Origin of the sequence: Rhizobium skierniewicense, assembly GCF_014196515.1 — a bacterium.
Classification (GTDB): Bacteria; Pseudomonadota; Alphaproteobacteria; order Rhizobiales; family Rhizobiaceae; genus Agrobacterium; species Agrobacterium skierniewicense.
This window is the reverse complement of sequence record NZ_JACIDV010000005.1, coordinates 227,812-242,955: the sequence shown is the minus strand read 5'-3', so window position 1 is coordinate 242,955 and position 15,144 is coordinate 227,812. Positions and strand designations below refer to the sequence as shown.

11 protein-coding genes and 1 tRNA gene are annotated in these 15,144 nt (G+C 57.5%); 5 read left to right on the top strand and 7 right to left on the bottom strand.

All coding sequences use genetic code 11. The annotated features are described in order from the left end of the window. Positions 1-209 precede the first annotated feature (209 nt). The 4 genes from GGQ73_RS10140 to GGQ73_RS10125 all read right to left on the bottom strand — a co-directional run bounded on the left by GGQ73_RS10140 (position 210) and on the right by GGQ73_RS10125 (position 8,239). Positions 210-1,445, bottom strand: a complete 1,236-nt coding sequence (locus tag GGQ73_RS10140) for a TadE/TadG family type IV pilus assembly protein (protein ID WP_234910932.1) — start codon at positions 1,443-1,445, stop codon at positions 210-212. Between the two features lie 169 nt (positions 1,446-1,614). Then, entirely contained in the window at positions 1,615-2,496 is an 882-nt protein-coding gene (locus tag GGQ73_RS10135; protein ID WP_183895982.1) for a transglutaminase family protein, read from the bottom strand. Positions 2,497-2,499: 3 nt separating this feature from the next. Then, positions 2,500-4,908 carry a circularly permuted type 2 ATP-grasp protein gene (locus tag GGQ73_RS10130; protein ID WP_183895981.1) on the bottom strand — a complete coding sequence of 803 codons (2,409 nt, stop codon included), beginning with the start codon at positions 4,906-4,908 and terminating at the stop codon, positions 2,500-2,502. 1 nt (position 4,909) lies between these two features. Next, complete coding sequence (locus tag GGQ73_RS10125) at positions 4,910-8,239, bottom strand: transglutaminase family protein (protein WP_183895979.1); 3,330 nt, start codon at positions 8,237-8,239, stop codon at positions 4,910-4,912. Between the two features lie 261 nt (positions 8,240-8,500). Here GGQ73_RS10125 and GGQ73_RS10120 point away from each other — a divergent pair, with 261 nt between their 5' ends. Beyond that, positions 8,501-10,261: an ABC transporter ATP-binding protein/permease gene (locus GGQ73_RS10120; RefSeq protein WP_183895977.1), complete on the top strand. Its 1,761-nt coding sequence runs from the start codon at positions 8,501-8,503 to the stop codon at positions 10,259-10,261. 3 nt (positions 10,262-10,264) lie between these two features. Here the strand turns inward: GGQ73_RS10120 and GGQ73_RS10115 are convergent, their stop codons facing one another. The 3 genes from GGQ73_RS10115 to GGQ73_RS10105 form a co-directional block, all read right to left on the bottom strand. After that, positions 10,265-10,453 (bottom strand): hypothetical protein, encoded by a 189-nt coding sequence (locus GGQ73_RS10115; protein ID WP_183895975.1) that lies wholly within the window; start codon positions 10,451-10,453, stop codon positions 10,265-10,267. Positions 10,454-10,656: 203 nt separating this feature from the next. Then, the gene (gene hisN / locus GGQ73_RS10110) at positions 10,657-11,433 is read right to left on the bottom strand and encodes a histidinol-phosphatase (protein ID WP_183895973.1); all 777 of its coding nucleotides are present in this window, start codon (positions 11,431-11,433) and stop codon (positions 10,657-10,659) included. A gap of 327 nt (positions 11,434-11,760) precedes the next feature. Further along, positions 11,761-12,645: an N-formylglutamate amidohydrolase gene (locus GGQ73_RS10105; protein ID WP_174153930.1), complete on the bottom strand. Its 885-nt coding sequence runs from the start codon at positions 12,643-12,645 to the stop codon at positions 11,761-11,763. A gap of 182 nt (positions 12,646-12,827) precedes the next feature. Here GGQ73_RS10105 and cpdR point away from each other — a divergent pair, with 182 nt between their 5' ends. From cpdR to GGQ73_RS10085, 4 genes are all read left to right on the top strand, one after another. After that, positions 12,828-13,190 carry a cell cycle two-component system response regulator CpdR gene (gene cpdR, locus GGQ73_RS10100; protein ID WP_027675545.1) on the top strand — a complete coding sequence of 121 codons (363 nt, stop codon included), beginning with the start codon at positions 12,828-12,830 and terminating at the stop codon, positions 13,188-13,190. A gap of 82 nt (positions 13,191-13,272) precedes the next feature. After that, positions 13,273-13,347: transfer RNA gene (locus GGQ73_RS10095), tRNA-Val, on the top strand. Between the two features lie 458 nt (positions 13,348-13,805). Continuing rightward, entirely contained in the window at positions 13,806-14,333 is a 528-nt protein-coding gene (locus GGQ73_RS10090; RefSeq protein ID WP_183895971.1) for a hypothetical protein, read from the top strand. Between the two features lie 646 nt (positions 14,334-14,979). Beyond that, positions 14,980-15,126 carry a DUF1127 domain-containing protein gene (locus tag GGQ73_RS10085; protein WP_174153929.1) on the top strand — a complete coding sequence of 49 codons (147 nt, stop codon included), beginning with the start codon at positions 14,980-14,982 and terminating at the stop codon, positions 15,124-15,126. Positions 15,127-15,144: the final 18 nt, after the last annotated feature.

The window sequence follows — 15,144 nt, the reverse complement described above, 5'->3', positions numbered from 1 at the left end:
TGGGAGGATAGTGTCTGATTCTGTCGATCGGCATGGCTGTCATCCCGGCAATTTATGCATCGATAGCAGTCTGTGGCAACAGCCGTTTTGTCGAAAGTATGAATGACTTTAGAGTGTTACGACAAGCATGTGCTTGTTGTATGAAAATAACGAAAAAACCACGCAAACCGGTGTGGTCTGCGTGGTCTGTAAAACGGCGGTTGAGGATTTCAGTTTGTCAGACGACTGATGTTTCCAGAGGCTTTTCTGGCGATATCGCCAAAGGCCGCGACGATTTCTTCCATATTCTCCGGCGCGTAATAGTTGTCGGCGCTGGTGGCGCAGGACTGGAGAAGCGATTTGCCTCTGACGGGCGCCATGAAGGCAACGGTGAAGATCTTGATGTCGTCGGCTTTCGCTTTGACGCAGGTGGCGCGGACCGCCGCATCGACGGATGGGTTCCAGCTTGCGCTGTCCCCCGTCATTTCACCATCGGTCATCAAGACGATGAATCTCTGGAAGGATTTGTTTCCGCTGTCTTTTTGCGCCTTTGCCTCAGCCGGATTTGAGGATTTCAGAGCATCGTAGGCTGCCGTCAGTGCGGCATTCGCATCCGTTCCGCCTGTGGCCGACAGGGCCTGAATATAGGTGTTCGACCTTCTCGTGCCCCAGTTCAGGGCTTGTGGCATTGAACTTTTGTCGTTGTAGGCAATCGCGCCGGTTCGCACGAGGGTGGATTCGGGCGAGCCATTTGTCCGATGCGTTGGATCTGATTTGTTGAGCGTGTCCACCAGATAGCTGACGGCGGTTTTCAAAGACGTCATTTTATTGACGTAACAGGGTCTGCTACTGCTCATCGGACTGGGCCAGTTGAGCTCATCATAGTTCGCACAGGAATACTTGCTTCTATCGACCGTGTTGGTCTTGAACGACATCGATCCCGAGCGGTCCAGCACCAGATACATGGACAGCGGCGCGCCGTTGTTGACGCTGCTTTCCGATGTGCTGGTGGCGCTCAGGGTCATCGACTTTGCCCAGATGAGACCGAGAAGAGGGTTAAGCGGCATCTGGTAGCTGATTGTCGTGGAAATCTGGAAATTGGTGCCCTTGGCGGTATCGGTGCGTTTGGTGACGCTGCTGATATTGGCGTCCAAGGCTTTTTTCTCCACCTCGGACAGGTCCTGCGCAAAGCTTTGTCCTGCAATGAACTTGTTGCCCTGCGCCTTCAACTCATCATCGCTTTTGTCGCCCTCGGATTCGCGAAACATGGTGGCGGCGGACAGTGTTGCGCCATCGGCTGCGTTCTGAAGATCGGATTTGACCTGCATGGCCTTGGTGAGCTCGAGGCCTGCGCCTGCAACGCCCATCAGGAGCGGCAGTGTTATGGCCGTCATCATGGCGAAATTGCCCTGCCTGTCGCCCAGCAGCGCCCGCATCCGTGTCTTCATTCCGGCACCGTTGAACATCATGTCCGCCTGTTCGATCGTGAGATGACATCACATCTACTGCGAGGCGATGGAGATTTTCCTAACGCAATATCGACAAATTGAACGAGTGTTCAAAACGGGACGGATTTCTGTGGTGAAACGAGGCTGTGCGCCATCCCGATACGATGCTGGCACCGTTGTGGGACGGTCAGGCCTTGACGGGGATGACGTCCACGGCCTGTGTGGTCTGCTGGTTGCCGTAGCTTTTCAAGACGCCGATGACAGGAGCGATATCGGCATAGTCGCGTCCGTAACCCACGACGATGTGGTCGTTGCCCGCAACGATGTCGTTGGTGGGGTCCAGTTCGATATAGCCCGTTGCCTCACCGCACCAGACACGCACCCAGGCATGCATGGCGTCGGCACCCTCCAGCCGTTCCTTGCCCGCAGGCGGAATGGTTCGCAGGAAGCCAGAGACATAGCCCGCGGGAATGCCGAGGCTGCGCAGGGCCGAGATCATGATATGCGAGAAGTCCTGGCAGACGCCACGTTTCAGCTTGAAGGCTTCGGCTGGTGTCGTATCCACCGTGGTCGCCTCGCCATCATATTTGAAGTCCTTGTAGATGCGTTTGCACAGCGCCAGCGCAATTTCGCGGATCGTCATGCCCGGCTTTATCGTCTCGCGGGCGTAAGCCGCAATGGCGGCGTTTTCACCGATACGGGGGCTGATGCCTGCCAGATGGTGAGGCGATTGCGCATCGAGCGACCAGACGGTGGCGAGATCGCGCGGGAGCTTTGAAAGCTCGGGCGAAAAATCTGCCGTCAGTGAGGTGCTTTCCACCGAAACGCGGGCTTGCATACGGATGTCCAGCTTGTCATGCGACGCCCGCAGAAAGACCGAGGTCGCGGTTTGCTGGAAGAAATCGTTGAAAACCGTGCGCTCTTCGGGTGCGGGGGAGACGCTGAGCGAACCCGCGATCAGCCTTTGCCTGCCGGGAATGGACAGCGGCATCACGCGGATGATGTGGCGGGCCCCTGACGCCAGCGTATCGTAAATATAGCCCATGTGCAGCGTCAGGTCGTAGAGCATGGGTTATCCAAGATATGTCTGGGCAAGAAGGTCTGAGAGGTGTTCGAGATCCTGCTCCAGCTGGACGAAGATGGCGGGTGACAGGTTTTCCGGGGTCATGACGGCAAGGCCGGAATGAACCCGCATGACCTCGCGGTAAAAAGGCGACATCTGACCATTGACGAAGGCGTTTGGCAGCTGCTCCACCTCGGTGCGGATTTCGTTGAGCTGGAAGAGAATGGAGCGCGGGTTCAGCGGGTCGAGACCGAGCAGGTCCATTACCGTCAGCGCGGCTGTATTCACGTTGTAACGGCGGCGATGGGTCATGACGCTATCGCCGATTTCGAGCAGCATGTCGTAGGACCCATCCGGTGCATCTGGGCCGCTCATGTGGCCGAGCAGACGTGTCAGATGCAGTCCGCGTTCCAGATATCGACCGATGGAGAGGAAGCGCCATCCGGTGAAACGGTACATGTTTTCGTGCACCAGACCGGCAAAGCCTGCCAGTTTGCGCAACAGGACCGTCATGGCGTGGGTGGCGTCGTCGCCGGCTGCGACCTTGCTCTGGAAGCGGCGGGCGGTCTTTGCCAGATCGTTCAGCGCCAGCCATCCATCCGGGGAGAAGCGGTCGCGAATATTGCTGGCGGAATAGATCGCACTGTTGAGGTTGGCGATCAGGCTTGCCGGAACGGATTCGTCGACGTCGATATCGACGGTTTCCAGATAGGCAGTGACGTGGGCCAGAAGCGGTTGCTTCGGATCGGCGGATTCGGCAAAGCGGGCGTGCCAGGCACGCAAAATCCGCAACGCTCCTTCGGCGCGCTCGATATACCGGCCCAGCCAGAACAGATTGTCGGCGGCACGGCTTGGCAGGCTGCCGGGCATGTTGCGGATGAAGTTTTCTTCCGCCGGCAAAAGCGTCGTGCGTTCCACAGGCTTGTCGGAGACGATCCAGACATCGGCGGCACTGCCGCCTGCCTGCATGGCGATGGCGGCCGTATCATTGCTGCGACCGATGCGGGCAAAGCCACCGGGCATGACCTGCCAGCCATCCTGGGTACGGGCTGCAAAAACGCGCAAACTCATGGGGCGCGGGACTAGCTTGCCGTCGACATAAGCGGGTGTGGTAGACAGTGTGACGACTTCCTGTCCGACCAGCTTGTGGCCATCGCTTTCCAGCCAGTCGCCAATGGAATCCTTTGCGGTCTCCCGCAGCGACGAGCCGAGAACCGACTGGCCGTTATCATCGAAGAAGGGCAGGCGGGAGTAGGCCGGGCCGATGACCATGCGCTCGATATTGCGCGCCACGTGCTCACGTTCCGACGGCTGGCCGCACCACCATGTGGCGATGGACGGCATGGCCAGGTCCTCGCCCAGAAGATGGCGGCAGATGGCGGGTAGGAAGGCGAGAAGCGCGCGCGTTTCCAGGATACCGGTTCCCAGCGCATTGACCATGCTCAGCGAACCAGCGCGCAGCGCCTGCACCATGCCGGGGGTGCCGATATGGGAGTTCTGGTCCAGTTCCAGCGGGTCGGTGTAGGACGCATCCAGCCGCCGCCACAAAACGCCGATCGGTTTGAGACCCGCCACGGTGCGGACCATGACGCGGTTGTTGACCACGGTCAGGTCTTCGCCTTCCAGCAGCATGAAGCCAAGATAGCGAGCGATATAGGCGTGTTCGAAATAGGTTTCGCTCGCAGGTCCCGGCGTCAGAACCGCGATGCGGTCGTCTGGATGCTGGCGGTGCGATTGCAACGTATCGCGAAAGGCGCCGAAAAAGGAGGCGAGGCGGTGAACGTGGGATTCGGCGTAGATATCGGAAAAGGCGCGCGTGGTGGCAACGCGGTTTTCCAGCGCAAAACCTGCGCCGGATGGCGCCTGCGTGCGGTCTGCCAGCACCCACCAGTTGCCGTCAGGACCTCGTCCGATTTCGAACGAACAGAAATGCAGGTAGTGGCCATCGGCCGGTTTGACGCCAGCCATCGGGCGCAGATATTCGGGGTTGGAGGCGAGCAGGGACGGTGGGACGTAGCCTTGCTGGACCAGACGGTTTTCGCCGTAGAAATCCGCAACGATCGTTTCCAGCAGATTGGCGCGCTGAATGAGCCCTCGGGAGACCGCCTCCCACTCCTGCTCATCGATCAGAACGGGAATGTGGGAAATCGGCCAGTTGCGCTCTGTATTTCCCTGCGCGCTGTAATCGCGATAGAAGACGCCGGCATCTCGCAGGTAGCGGTCGGTGCGGGCGAAGCGCTCATGCAGCTCGCGCTCCTCCATGCGACCGAGCGCATTGACGAAGTGCCGCCAGACCGGGCGAATATTGCCATTTATATCCAGCATTTCGTCGGCAATTCCGGGCATGGAGCGATATCCCAGCATGGATGCCATGTCGTTTTTACCGCTCGTCCGTTTCATCGCCGGTGCCTTTGCCAAGTCACACTCCCTGTGGGCGTCTCAAATCAAGCGTCAACGGGAACTCTGGCGAAGCCGCTTCCGGCAACAGAGGGTAATTTCCCGCCGTATGTCCCCAAGGTTCGAAACGGGCCAGCCTGCGCGCTTCCGCTTCGTTCCCATTGATCGGGAACGTCTCATAGGTGCGACCGCCCGGATGGGCAACATGATAGATGCAGCCGCCGATCGATCGGTTCGACCATGTATCATATATATCGAAGGTTAGCGGTGTGTTGACCGGAAGCGCCGGGTGGAGACCCTGCGCTGGCTGCCATGCCTTGAAGCGCACACCTGCTACCGAAATACCGGATGTTTCCGTCTGTTTCATCGGTACGGCGCGGCCGTTGCAGGCCACCGTGTAACGGGCCGGATTGGAGGTTTCCAGCCGGACCTGCAAGCGCTCGACCGAGGAATCCACGTACCGCACGGTGCCGCCGATGGCACCCTGTTCGCCCATCACATGCCATGGCTCCAGCGCCTGACGCAGTTCCAGTTTCGATCCCTCATATTCGACCTCGCCGAAGAAGGGGAAGCGGAACTCGAGTTGCGCCGCGAACCATTCCGGTTTCACGTCGAAGCCGTTGTCCTTCAGGTCTGCCAGCACATCCAGGAAATCCGCCCAGATGTAATGCGGCAGCATGAAGCGGTCGGCGAGCGCCGTGCCCCAGCGCACGAAACGGCCACCGGACGGGTTCTTCCAGAAGCGGGCGATGATGGCGCGCACCAGCAATTGCTGGGCCAGCGACATGCGCGCATTCGGCGGCATTTCGAAACCGCGGAATTCGACGAGGCCGAGGCGACCGGTCGGTCCATCCGGTGAAAAAAGCTTGTCGATGCAGATTTCCGAACGGTGGGTGTTGCCGGTGACATCGGTCAAGAGATTGCGGAACAGTCGGTCCACAAGCCACGGCAAGGGCGCGTCACCCTTGCCGGGCATCGGCACCTGCGCCATGGCGATTTCCAGCTCGTACATGCTGTCATGACGGGCTTCATCGATGCGGGGTGCCTGGCTTGTCGGGCCGATGAACAGGCCGGAAAACAGGTAGGACAGCGACGGGTGCCGCTGCCAGTGCAGCACGAGGCTCTTCAACAGATCGGGACGGCGCAGGAACGGGCTGTCATTGGGGTTGGCACCGCCCACCACCACGTGGTTGCCACCACCGGTGCCGGTGTGGCGACCGTCGATCATGAATTTATCCGCACCGAGCCTCGTCTGGCGGGCGTCCTCATAGACTGATGTGGTGATATCGACGCAATCTTTCCAGCTGGCAGCGGGGTGGATGTTGACCTCGATGACACCGGGATCCGGCGCGACGCGGATGACGTTCATGCGCTCGTCATGCGGCGGGGTGTAGCCTTCAATATGGACCGGCAGGCCAAGATCGGTCGCGGCGGCTTCTGCGGCGGCAACGAGATCGAGATAGTCCTCGATCCGCTCCACCGGTGGCATGAAGACGCAGAGCCTGCCGTCCCGTGCCTCGACCGACATGGCGGTGCGGACCTCGCCGTTGATGTCGCTGATGGATTGCTCGATGCGTTCCTGCGTGGCCCCTTCCGAGGCCTGAAACGATGCTTCTGGCAAAGAGCGGGCGGAGGGTGCAACGGTATCTGGCAATGGTCCACGCGGGACAGACGGATCTGCCGGGTGGATATGGGGGTATTTTGATTCCGGAACGTGGGGAAGGGTGCCCAGCGGAATGCGATACCCAACCGGACTATCGCCCGGCACAAGGAAGATGCGGCCGCGCCGGGTCTTCCACTTCTCGCTCATCCAGCGCCTCTCGGATGTCGCCTTGGCATTCCATGCCTGTACCGGCAGGACATAGCCGGTTGGCGTGGTCAGTCCGCGTTCAAAGACGCGGGCGATGCGGTTGCGCTCTTCCGGATCTTTCAGCTTGGAATTCGACGGATCGACATTGTCGGGAAGGTTGCCTTCCTTGATCACCCATTCCGCCGGGTCTTCGTAGGCGGGCAACACCAGTTCCGGTGCGATGCCGATGTTTGTAGCGATATTGGTGAGCAGCTTTTCCGCATCTTCCGAGGTCACGCCGGTCTCTGCGCCCTCGCGCGCCACCAGATCGGGGTTGTGCCAGACGGGCTTGCCGTCCTTGCGCCAATAGAGCGAAAACGTCCAGCGCGGCAGGCTTTCGCCGGGGTACCACTTGCCCTGGCCGTAATGCAGGAAACCGTTGGGAGCGAAGCGCTCGCGCAGCTTGCGGATCAGCACATCGGCCTTTTCCCGCTTGGTCGGGCCCACGGCATCGGTGTTCCACTCGCCCGATTCGAAATCGTCGATGGAGACGAAGGTCGGTTCGCCACCCATGGTGAGGCGCACGTCCTGTTCGTTCAGAACCTTGTCCACCTGTTCGCCCAGCGCATTCAGGCGGTCCCAGCTTTCGTCCGAAAACGGCTTGGTGATGCGCGGATGCTCGGCCACGCGCGTGACCTTCATGTCGAAGGCAAACTCGGTGTTGGCCTCGCCATAATAGCCGCCGGAAATGGGGGCTGCATTGCTGAAGTGCGGGGTTGCGGCCAGCGGCACATGGCTTTCGCCGGTCAGAAGGCCCGATGTCGGATCAAGACCCACCCAGCCAGCGCCCGGCAGATAAACCTCGGCCCAGGCATGAAGATCGGTGAAATCGACCTCCGTTCCCGAGGGACCATCCAGTGCCTTCAGATCCGGTGTCAGTTGAATGAGATAACCGGAGACGAAGCGGGCGGCAAAGCCGAGATGGCGCAGAATCTGGACCAGCAGCCAGCTCGTGTCGCGGCATGAGCCCTTTGCACTGCCCAGCGTTTCCTCAGGCGTCTGCACGCCGGTTTCCATGCGGATGACATAGCCGATTTCGCTTTGCAGGCGGGCGTTGATGCCAACAACCATATCGACGGTCGGCTGTCCTTTCGTCCAGTCGAGCGATTTCAGGTAGTCTGTCAGAAGAGGACCTGAAGGTTCTGGCGTCTGGTAGATCGACAGATCCGCCTGCAGTGTCTCGGGATATTCGAAAGGCCAGTAGGTGGCGCTTTCTTCCACAAAAAAGTCGAAGGGATTGTAGACCGTCATATCCGCGACAAGATCGACCTCGATCCTGAATTCCGTCACCGGGTCCGGAAAGACGTAGCGCGCCAGAAAATTGCCGTAAGGATCCTGTTGAAGATTGACGAAGTGGTTGGCAGGCGTGACTTTCAACGAATGGCTGATGACATGGGTGCGGGAATGCGGCGCAGGCTTCAATCTGATGATCTGAGGTCCGAGGCGAATCGGATTGTCATATTTGTAATGCGTCAGATGATAGATGCTTGCTTTGATTGACATACTTACCCTTGCCCGGTTTTCCCGGTTTGCGCGCGGATCATGCCGCCCCTCTTTGATTGCTGCGACTTTGTGCAATGCACGCACAGAAAGCAAGGAACATTTCCAACCCTTTGCGCATTGCAGCGCCACGGTCTCCATCCGGGTTTCCCGTTGCACATGGACAAGCATGCACGCCATGCTATTGCTGTCACGCTACGCACTTATGGTCGATGCCTGCAGGAGCCTTAGAATTCAAAATTTCATGGAAACGGCAAGGTACTGATGGCGCAAGGTAATCTGTCCACCGAGACGGTCGGCCATCCGACGTTCGATCTGACATTCAAAGCACAACTGGCGATGATGGGCAGCGCGTTTTGGACATCCAAGGTGCGCGGCAGGCTCATCCTGCTGATGTGCGCGCTGCTGACCATCATCCTCGTCACGGCTTACGGGCAGGTCAAGCTGAACGAGTGGAACGCACCGTTCTACAACGCACTCGAACGGCGCGATCTCAACGCATTCCTGCACCAGCTGGAAGTGTTCGCGATGATTGCAGGAGCGCTGCTGCTGCTCAACGTCTTCCAGACATGGCTGAACCAGATGACGGCGCTCAACATGCGCGAAGGTCTGGCAAAGGACATGGTCGACCAATGGTTCAGGCCCGGCCGTGCCGCACGCCTTGCCGGCTTCGGTGCCATCGCCGTCAACCCCGACCAGCGACTGCACGACGATGTGCGCAACCTGGCCGAAAGCAGCACGGCGCTTGCCATCGGGCTCGTCAATGCGACGATCCTGCTGGTCAGCTTCATCGGCGTTCTCTGGGGCTTGTCGGCGGGTTTTGCCATCGAGATCAGTGGCAAGATGGTCGAAATACCAGGTTACATGGTCTGGGCGGCGCTCATTTATGCAGGCTCGGCCTCGCTGCTGAGCAACATCGTCGGCCACCGTCTGGTGCCGTTGAATTCGGAGCGCTATTCGAAAGAGGCGGAGCTGCGCTTCTCGCTGATGCGGGCCAGCGAAAACGTCACCGCGATCACGCTGGCGCGCGGAGAGAAGAACGAGCGTCACCGCATCGGTGAAGACATCAACGCCGTGCTGTTTGTCATCAGGGGGCTGGCCATGGCGCTGACCCATCTGACATGGGTCTCGTCCGGTTACGGATGGCTTGCCATTGTTGCCCCTATTCTTATCGCCGCGCCCGTGTATTTTGCGGGAAATCTCAGCTTCGGCGGATTGATGATGGCAGTGGGTGCCTTCAACCAGGTCAATGTGGCTTTACGCTGGTACATCGATAATTTCGGTCCCATCGCCGCCTGGAAGGCGAACTTGCAGCGCGTCTCTGTGTTCCGCAATGCGCTGATCCAGATGGACAGTATCGAGCGGCACGGCAATACCATCGAGATCGAACCCGATACTGCAGGGCCGATCCGCTGGACGTCCGTCGAAATCTGCCCGGAGGCGGGCGGGCAGGACCTGTCCCGTGTTTTCCGGCTGCGGGAAGCGCCCGTGGAAATCAATATTGGTGACCGGCTGATGGTCAACGGCGATCAGGGCGTCAACCGGCGTCTGTTCTTTGCAGCCGTTGCGGGGCTATGGCCCTGGGGCCAGGGCAAGATTACGATGCCACCGCGCGAGGAAATGCTGTTCATCGCCCAGCATGGCTATCTACCGGCAGCGCCGTTGCGCGAAATCCTGTGCTATCCTCGCAGCCCGCAGAAATTCCAGGAGCAGGATTTTCTGAATGCCATGGAAAAATGCGGCCTTGGCCACATCATTCCGCGCATGGATGAAAACATCCGCTGGGACAAGAAGTTCGATTCCGATGAGCAGGCCTGCGTTCGCGTGGCCAATGCGTTGGTACTGAAGCCACGCTGGCTGTTTATTGACGATCTCCTCGAAGGGCTTGAAACAGAAACGGTCGAACGGCTGGCATCGGTGCTGGCGGGGATGACGGATACGGCCATCGTCTACATCGGCCGTTCGGAGACCATATTGCAGGTGCTGTCCCCGCGTGTGGTCCACCTCGATCTGGTGAAGGTCTGATGCTTACAGCTTCGCAAGCGGCGGGCTGATAGTCAGTGATGTCGTGTCGATGATGTGTACCGTCGGTGCCGCGACACGCATGAGCCGCATCGGCGCGAGCGTCATCAATAAAACCAGCGCGACGACAGCCAGAACGACGACCCGGTCGTCGCGCTTTTGCTTGACGGTATTGCCACTCCAATCATATGCCATAGCGGTCCTCGCGTATATTAGTATGAAAGAATTCAACGCAAGAGTGCCGCATTATAGTTAATAGACTGTTACTGGTCGGTTTAATTCCATGCTGACAGGGCCTTAGGAGAATGCCGAGCGACAGACGTCGCACTACGGATGACAATTAGCGCGTGTAAGTCTGTGCTCCGGTGGAGGCTGGAGGCTCAGCAGGCGTCGTGCGCCTACATGCCTGAGAGTAGCGCCAGCGCCTGTTCGTGAAGGGCTTTACTACTGGCCGCGATGATGCGGCCCGCGGCTTCCGGTCTGCCGCCATCCCAGTTTGTGATGACGCCACCCGCCTGCTCGATGATGGGAATGAGCGCGCCGACATCATAAGGTTTCAAACCGGATTCGATGACGAGATCGGCATGACCGCTCGCCACCAGGGTATAGGCGTAGCAATCGACACCATACCGGAAGAGGCGAACCTTTTCCTCGACGGCGCCGTAGCGTGCGGCTTCTTCAGGCGTGAAAATATGCGGGGACGTGGTGAAAAGGATCGCATCCGAAAGCGTTTCGCACGCGCGGGTCTTGATCTGCCTGTCACCACCGGGGCCGAAATACCACGCCTTCTGCCCGTCGGCAAAATAACGCTCGCCGGTAAAGGGTTGATCCATGATGCCCATGACGGCGCGACCGGAGGATTGAAAGCCGATCAGCGTTCCCCAGACGGGTAGGCCAGAAATGAAGGCGCGGGTGCCGTCGATCGGGTCGATGACCCAGACATGCTCGCGGTCCGTTCCGACATTGCCGTGCTCTTCGCCCAGGATGCCGTGTTTTGGAAAGTGTTGGGTTATCAACGCGCGAATGGCGGTTTCAGCGGCCTGATCGCCCTCTGTTACCGGATCGTAGCCGCCATCCTGCTTGTTGGCGACGGCGATGCCGGTGCGAAAGCGGGGCAGCGTTTCAGCTTTGGCGGCATCGGCAAGACGAAAGAAGAAATCGCGATCTGGCAGCATCAGAACCTCACTATTGCGAACATCATCCGGTCATAGCGTGCTTCTACCGGTCACGTCCACTGATGTGCGACTGTTCAAAAAGCGAGCACGTTTTTTGTGTGGTGGTGCGAATTGCGAGCAATCTGTATCAATTTGAGTAATATATGGGCAAAAATAAAGATGATTGACAATTGAGCACTTTGGGCATAATTTTTCAATCACAGTCTTTGACTGTAAATACCCTCCTTGGGTGTTTCCTCCCTAGACTTGACCGCGCCAAGGCGCGGTTTTTTTTGTCCGCCTCTCAGTGCGAGCCAAAGGATCAATTGTCGTCCGTGATTGGGGCGGCTACTCGGCGGCGAATGCCATGTCGATCGCATATTCGGAAACGAACATGGAAAGCTGGCGCATGAAGGCTTCGAGCGCCGCTTGCAGGGCGGCAAACTCCCGCGTTTTCAGCAGCGTCTTTTCATCCACGTAAAGCGCACGGCTGACCTCGATCTGCAGGGCATGCAGTGAACGGACGGGGCGACCGTAATGCTCGGTGATGAAGCCGCCAGCATAGGGTTTGTTGCAGACAGCGGTAAAACCCAGCTCTTCGAGAAAGTGCAAGGCCGCGCGGGAAATTTCACCGGATGCGCTGGTGCCGAAGCGGTCACCGATAATGACATCGGGACGAATGTTGGAACCCGCAAGTCTGATATTGCCCGGCATGGAATGGCAATCGACCAGCACGGCCATGCCGAAATTGGCGTGGGTGCGCGACACCAGCTTGCGAAGACAGGCGTGGTAGGGCTTGTAGATTCCCTCGATGCGGGCAAGACCTTCGTCCACCGGCAGGCGGTGGGTGTAGATGTCCATGTTCTCGGCGACGATACGCGGCACGGTGCCCAGCCCACCCGCAACCCGCATGGACCCGATATTGGCATAGGAGGGCAGGGCGCCCTCGAACATGCGTGGGTCAAGCTCGTAGGGCTCCCGGTTCACATCCAGATAGGCGCGCGGAAAATTGGCCTTGAGCAGAGGTGCGCCCATATCGACGGCACCGGAAAACAGCTCATCGACGTAGTGATCTTCCGAGCGGCGGATCTCGTAGGCGTTCAGCCTTGATGATTCGAGGAAGGAAACAGGGTAGCAGCGCCCACTGTGGGGCGAGTTGAAAACGAACGGAATGCTGTGAACGGCTGGTTCGTGCACCTCGAAGAGTTCGTACTCGCCCGTGACCCAGTCCATTCCGCCCCGTTTACCATGTCATAATTCTGCCAGAAGCTTCATGTTGCCAGTTAAGGCAGAGCAAGTCCATACTGCGTCACAGTCGCCCGAGTCATGATTCTACCGTTCACGTGATATTTACTGAAGATGCGGTATGATCGGGATAAGGTATTCCAATTAATCCAGAAGCTACGGTCATTTAAATGGTACAGAAAATTCTTCTCGCAGAAGATGACAATGATATGCGCCGCTTTCTCGTGAAGGCGTTGGAGAAAGCCGGATACAAGGTTTCCTCGTTCGATAACGGCGCAAGCGCCTATGACCGGCTTCGTGAAGAGCCCTTCTCGCTTCTCCTGACCGATATCGTCATGCCGGAAATGGACGGTATCGAGCTCGCCCGCCGCGCCACCGAACTGGACCCTGACCTGAAGGTCATGTTCATCACAGGCTTTGCGGCGGTCGCACTGAACGCTGATTCGAAAGCGCCGAAGGATGCGAAGGTGCTTTCCAAGCCTTTTCACCTGCGCGATCTCGTCGATGAAGTGAACAAACTCCTTGTGGCGTAAGGCCTCGCATAAAGCTTTCACAAAACTGAAAAAAAGCAGTTGACGCTTCATCCGGTTTCGTGATTTATGCGCCGCAACGGATGGGCGTATAGCTCAGCGGGAGAGCACTACGTTGACATCGTAGGGGTCACAGGTTCAATCCCTGTTACGCCCACCATCCAGTTTCAGAAGTATAAGGGCCTTGCGAGTGATTGCGAGGCCCTGCACTTGGCGTTCTTCGAGTTTACCGAATTTCACCTGCAAGCGTTATTCCGGTTCATAGACGCTTCATGCCGCGCATTATTTGGCGGGAGATGGCACCAAGCGCGCTGGTGACACGTTGAAGCAGATCGGCGGCGACGTCACCCCGTATATGAGACGCGCTGCTGGTGCTTGGCAACAGCTATGAACATGCCGCTACATAATAACAAGATATCGAAGGCGGGAAAACCCCGTCTGTCCTGTCCGCTGTCAAATGGGCAAATGTCAAGCTGGAATCGACTGGCGAAACAGGACGTAAAGGTGAGGTTCGCAAGATGATGAAGCACCCGCTTACCAATAGTCCTAGTTAACTTTTGCCCTGCCACGCTTATCGCAATTGATCGCGCTATCGAATAGATATACAAAAGAAATTAAATGGAAACTTTTCATCTGCGCATCTTTCAAAGCCAAGTACTTGACCAATGTAGGTTTCTATTGTTTGCTGCCGACGGGGTGAACAAGGGCCTGCAAAACAGTAATGTCGCGTTGGTCTTCTACAATTTGCAAAACATGCTCAACTCAGGAGCAAATATTTCAAAAATGCTCTGGGGCTCGAAAGGCAAAAAATCAGAGGAGCGACAAGCTCTCCGCGCCTCTATCGGCGTCCCGGAAAATTCTGCCCTTCGTGATGTAAACATGCGCAACAACTTTGAGCACATGGATGAAAGGATCGATAGATGGTGGCAGGAATCCAGCAATCATAATTACGCTGATAAAAACATCGGGCCAGAACACTTCATAGGTGGTCTAGCGCCCTACGATATGTTCAGAATGTTCGACCCATCATCAGCCAGTGTTACTTTTTGGGGCGAGAAATTTAACCTCCAAGCTCTCGTGACTGAAGTAGAAAGGATATTGCCAGTCCTCGAAGCCGAAGCGGCAAAGCCTCACTGGGAAAACTAAACGCCCACCTTGTGACGGGCGGGATCATTGATACATGCCTGCCTACAGGCTCACGGACAACTCAATCGTCGTCAAAAAGTTCTTCCGGTGGAGGTGAGGCCTTAATACTTGCCTGAGCCTCTGCGTGATCTAGCCAATAGGATTGACGTCGCGAAGGGTGGTGGCAGGATTCCATAGCGAACCTCCGGCCCCTTCGTTCAGGATATAAAACGAAATCAATGTTGGACCGTTAAGAAGTAATGCACAGGTCGAGCGAACCTAAAAGTCAGAACGCGAGAAGGACATTGTGCCGAAACAGCCCTTTACGAAAGGGGTATTTCTCAGAAATGCAGGACTTTTAGCAATTGGACAAAAGTTCACATCGCAGAGGTCTCAGGTTCAATCCTGTCACGCCACCACCCAATCAAGAAGTAGCAAGGCCTTGCGGGTAATCGCAGCGCCTGTTCTTTTTTTTGGCCCAAAATTTCTCTCGCAATGCACGGTTTCTCACCATCTCCATATATGACCTATGCGTCTAGTGCATGGCGGACGTGAGAGCTTGTGTCTTATCGCGGGGTGAGTTGAGGGCTATATTCCGGTGATCGAAACGACGTTGGAACCGAAGCAAGGTTGCTGGCGTCAGGAAGCCTCACGAAAGGGGATTATCATGAACGTAGCACGCTCTTTCAACAACTGGCGCAAATACCGTCAGACCGTTACCGAACTTGGCCGTATGAGCTCGCGTGAGCTTCAGGACCTCGGTATCAACCGCTCCGACATCCATAGTGTCGCTCGCGCGTCTGTCGGTCGCTAACACCGCCTGTATTCCAGA

Excerpts from the sequence above, each read along its gene's own strand:
- GGQ73_RS10140 (WP_234910932.1), bottom strand. The coding sequence starts at position 1,445 with ATGTTCAACGGTGCCGGAATGAAGACACGGATGCGGGCGCTGCTGGGC.
- GGQ73_RS10135 (WP_183895982.1), bottom strand. The coding sequence starts at position 2,496 with ATGCTCTACGACCTGACGCTGCACATGGGCTATATTTACGATACGCTG.
- GGQ73_RS10125 (WP_183895979.1), bottom strand. The coding sequence starts at position 8,239 with ATGTCAATCAAAGCAAGCATCTATCATCTGACGCATTACAAATATGAC.
- GGQ73_RS10120 (WP_183895977.1), top strand. The coding sequence starts at position 8,501 with ATGGCGCAAGGTAATCTGTCCACCGAGACGGTCGGCCATCCGACGTTC.
- GGQ73_RS10115 (WP_183895975.1), bottom strand. The coding sequence starts at position 10,453 with ATGGCATATGATTGGAGTGGCAATACCGTCAAGCAAAAGCGCGACGAC.
- hisN (WP_183895973.1), bottom strand. The coding sequence starts at position 11,433 with ATGCTGCCAGATCGCGATTTCTTCTTTCGTCTTGCCGATGCCGCCAAA.
- GGQ73_RS10105 (WP_174153930.1), bottom strand. The coding sequence starts at position 12,645 with ATGGACTGGGTCACGGGCGAGTACGAACTCTTCGAGGTGCACGAACCA.
- cpdR (WP_027675545.1), top strand. The coding sequence starts at position 12,828 with ATGGTACAGAAAATTCTTCTCGCAGAAGATGACAATGATATGCGCCGC.
- GGQ73_RS10090 (WP_183895971.1), top strand. The coding sequence starts at position 13,806 with ATGGAAACTTTTCATCTGCGCATCTTTCAAAGCCAAGTACTTGACCAA.
- GGQ73_RS10085 (WP_174153929.1), top strand. The coding sequence starts at position 14,980 with ATGAACGTAGCACGCTCTTTCAACAACTGGCGCAAATACCGTCAGACC.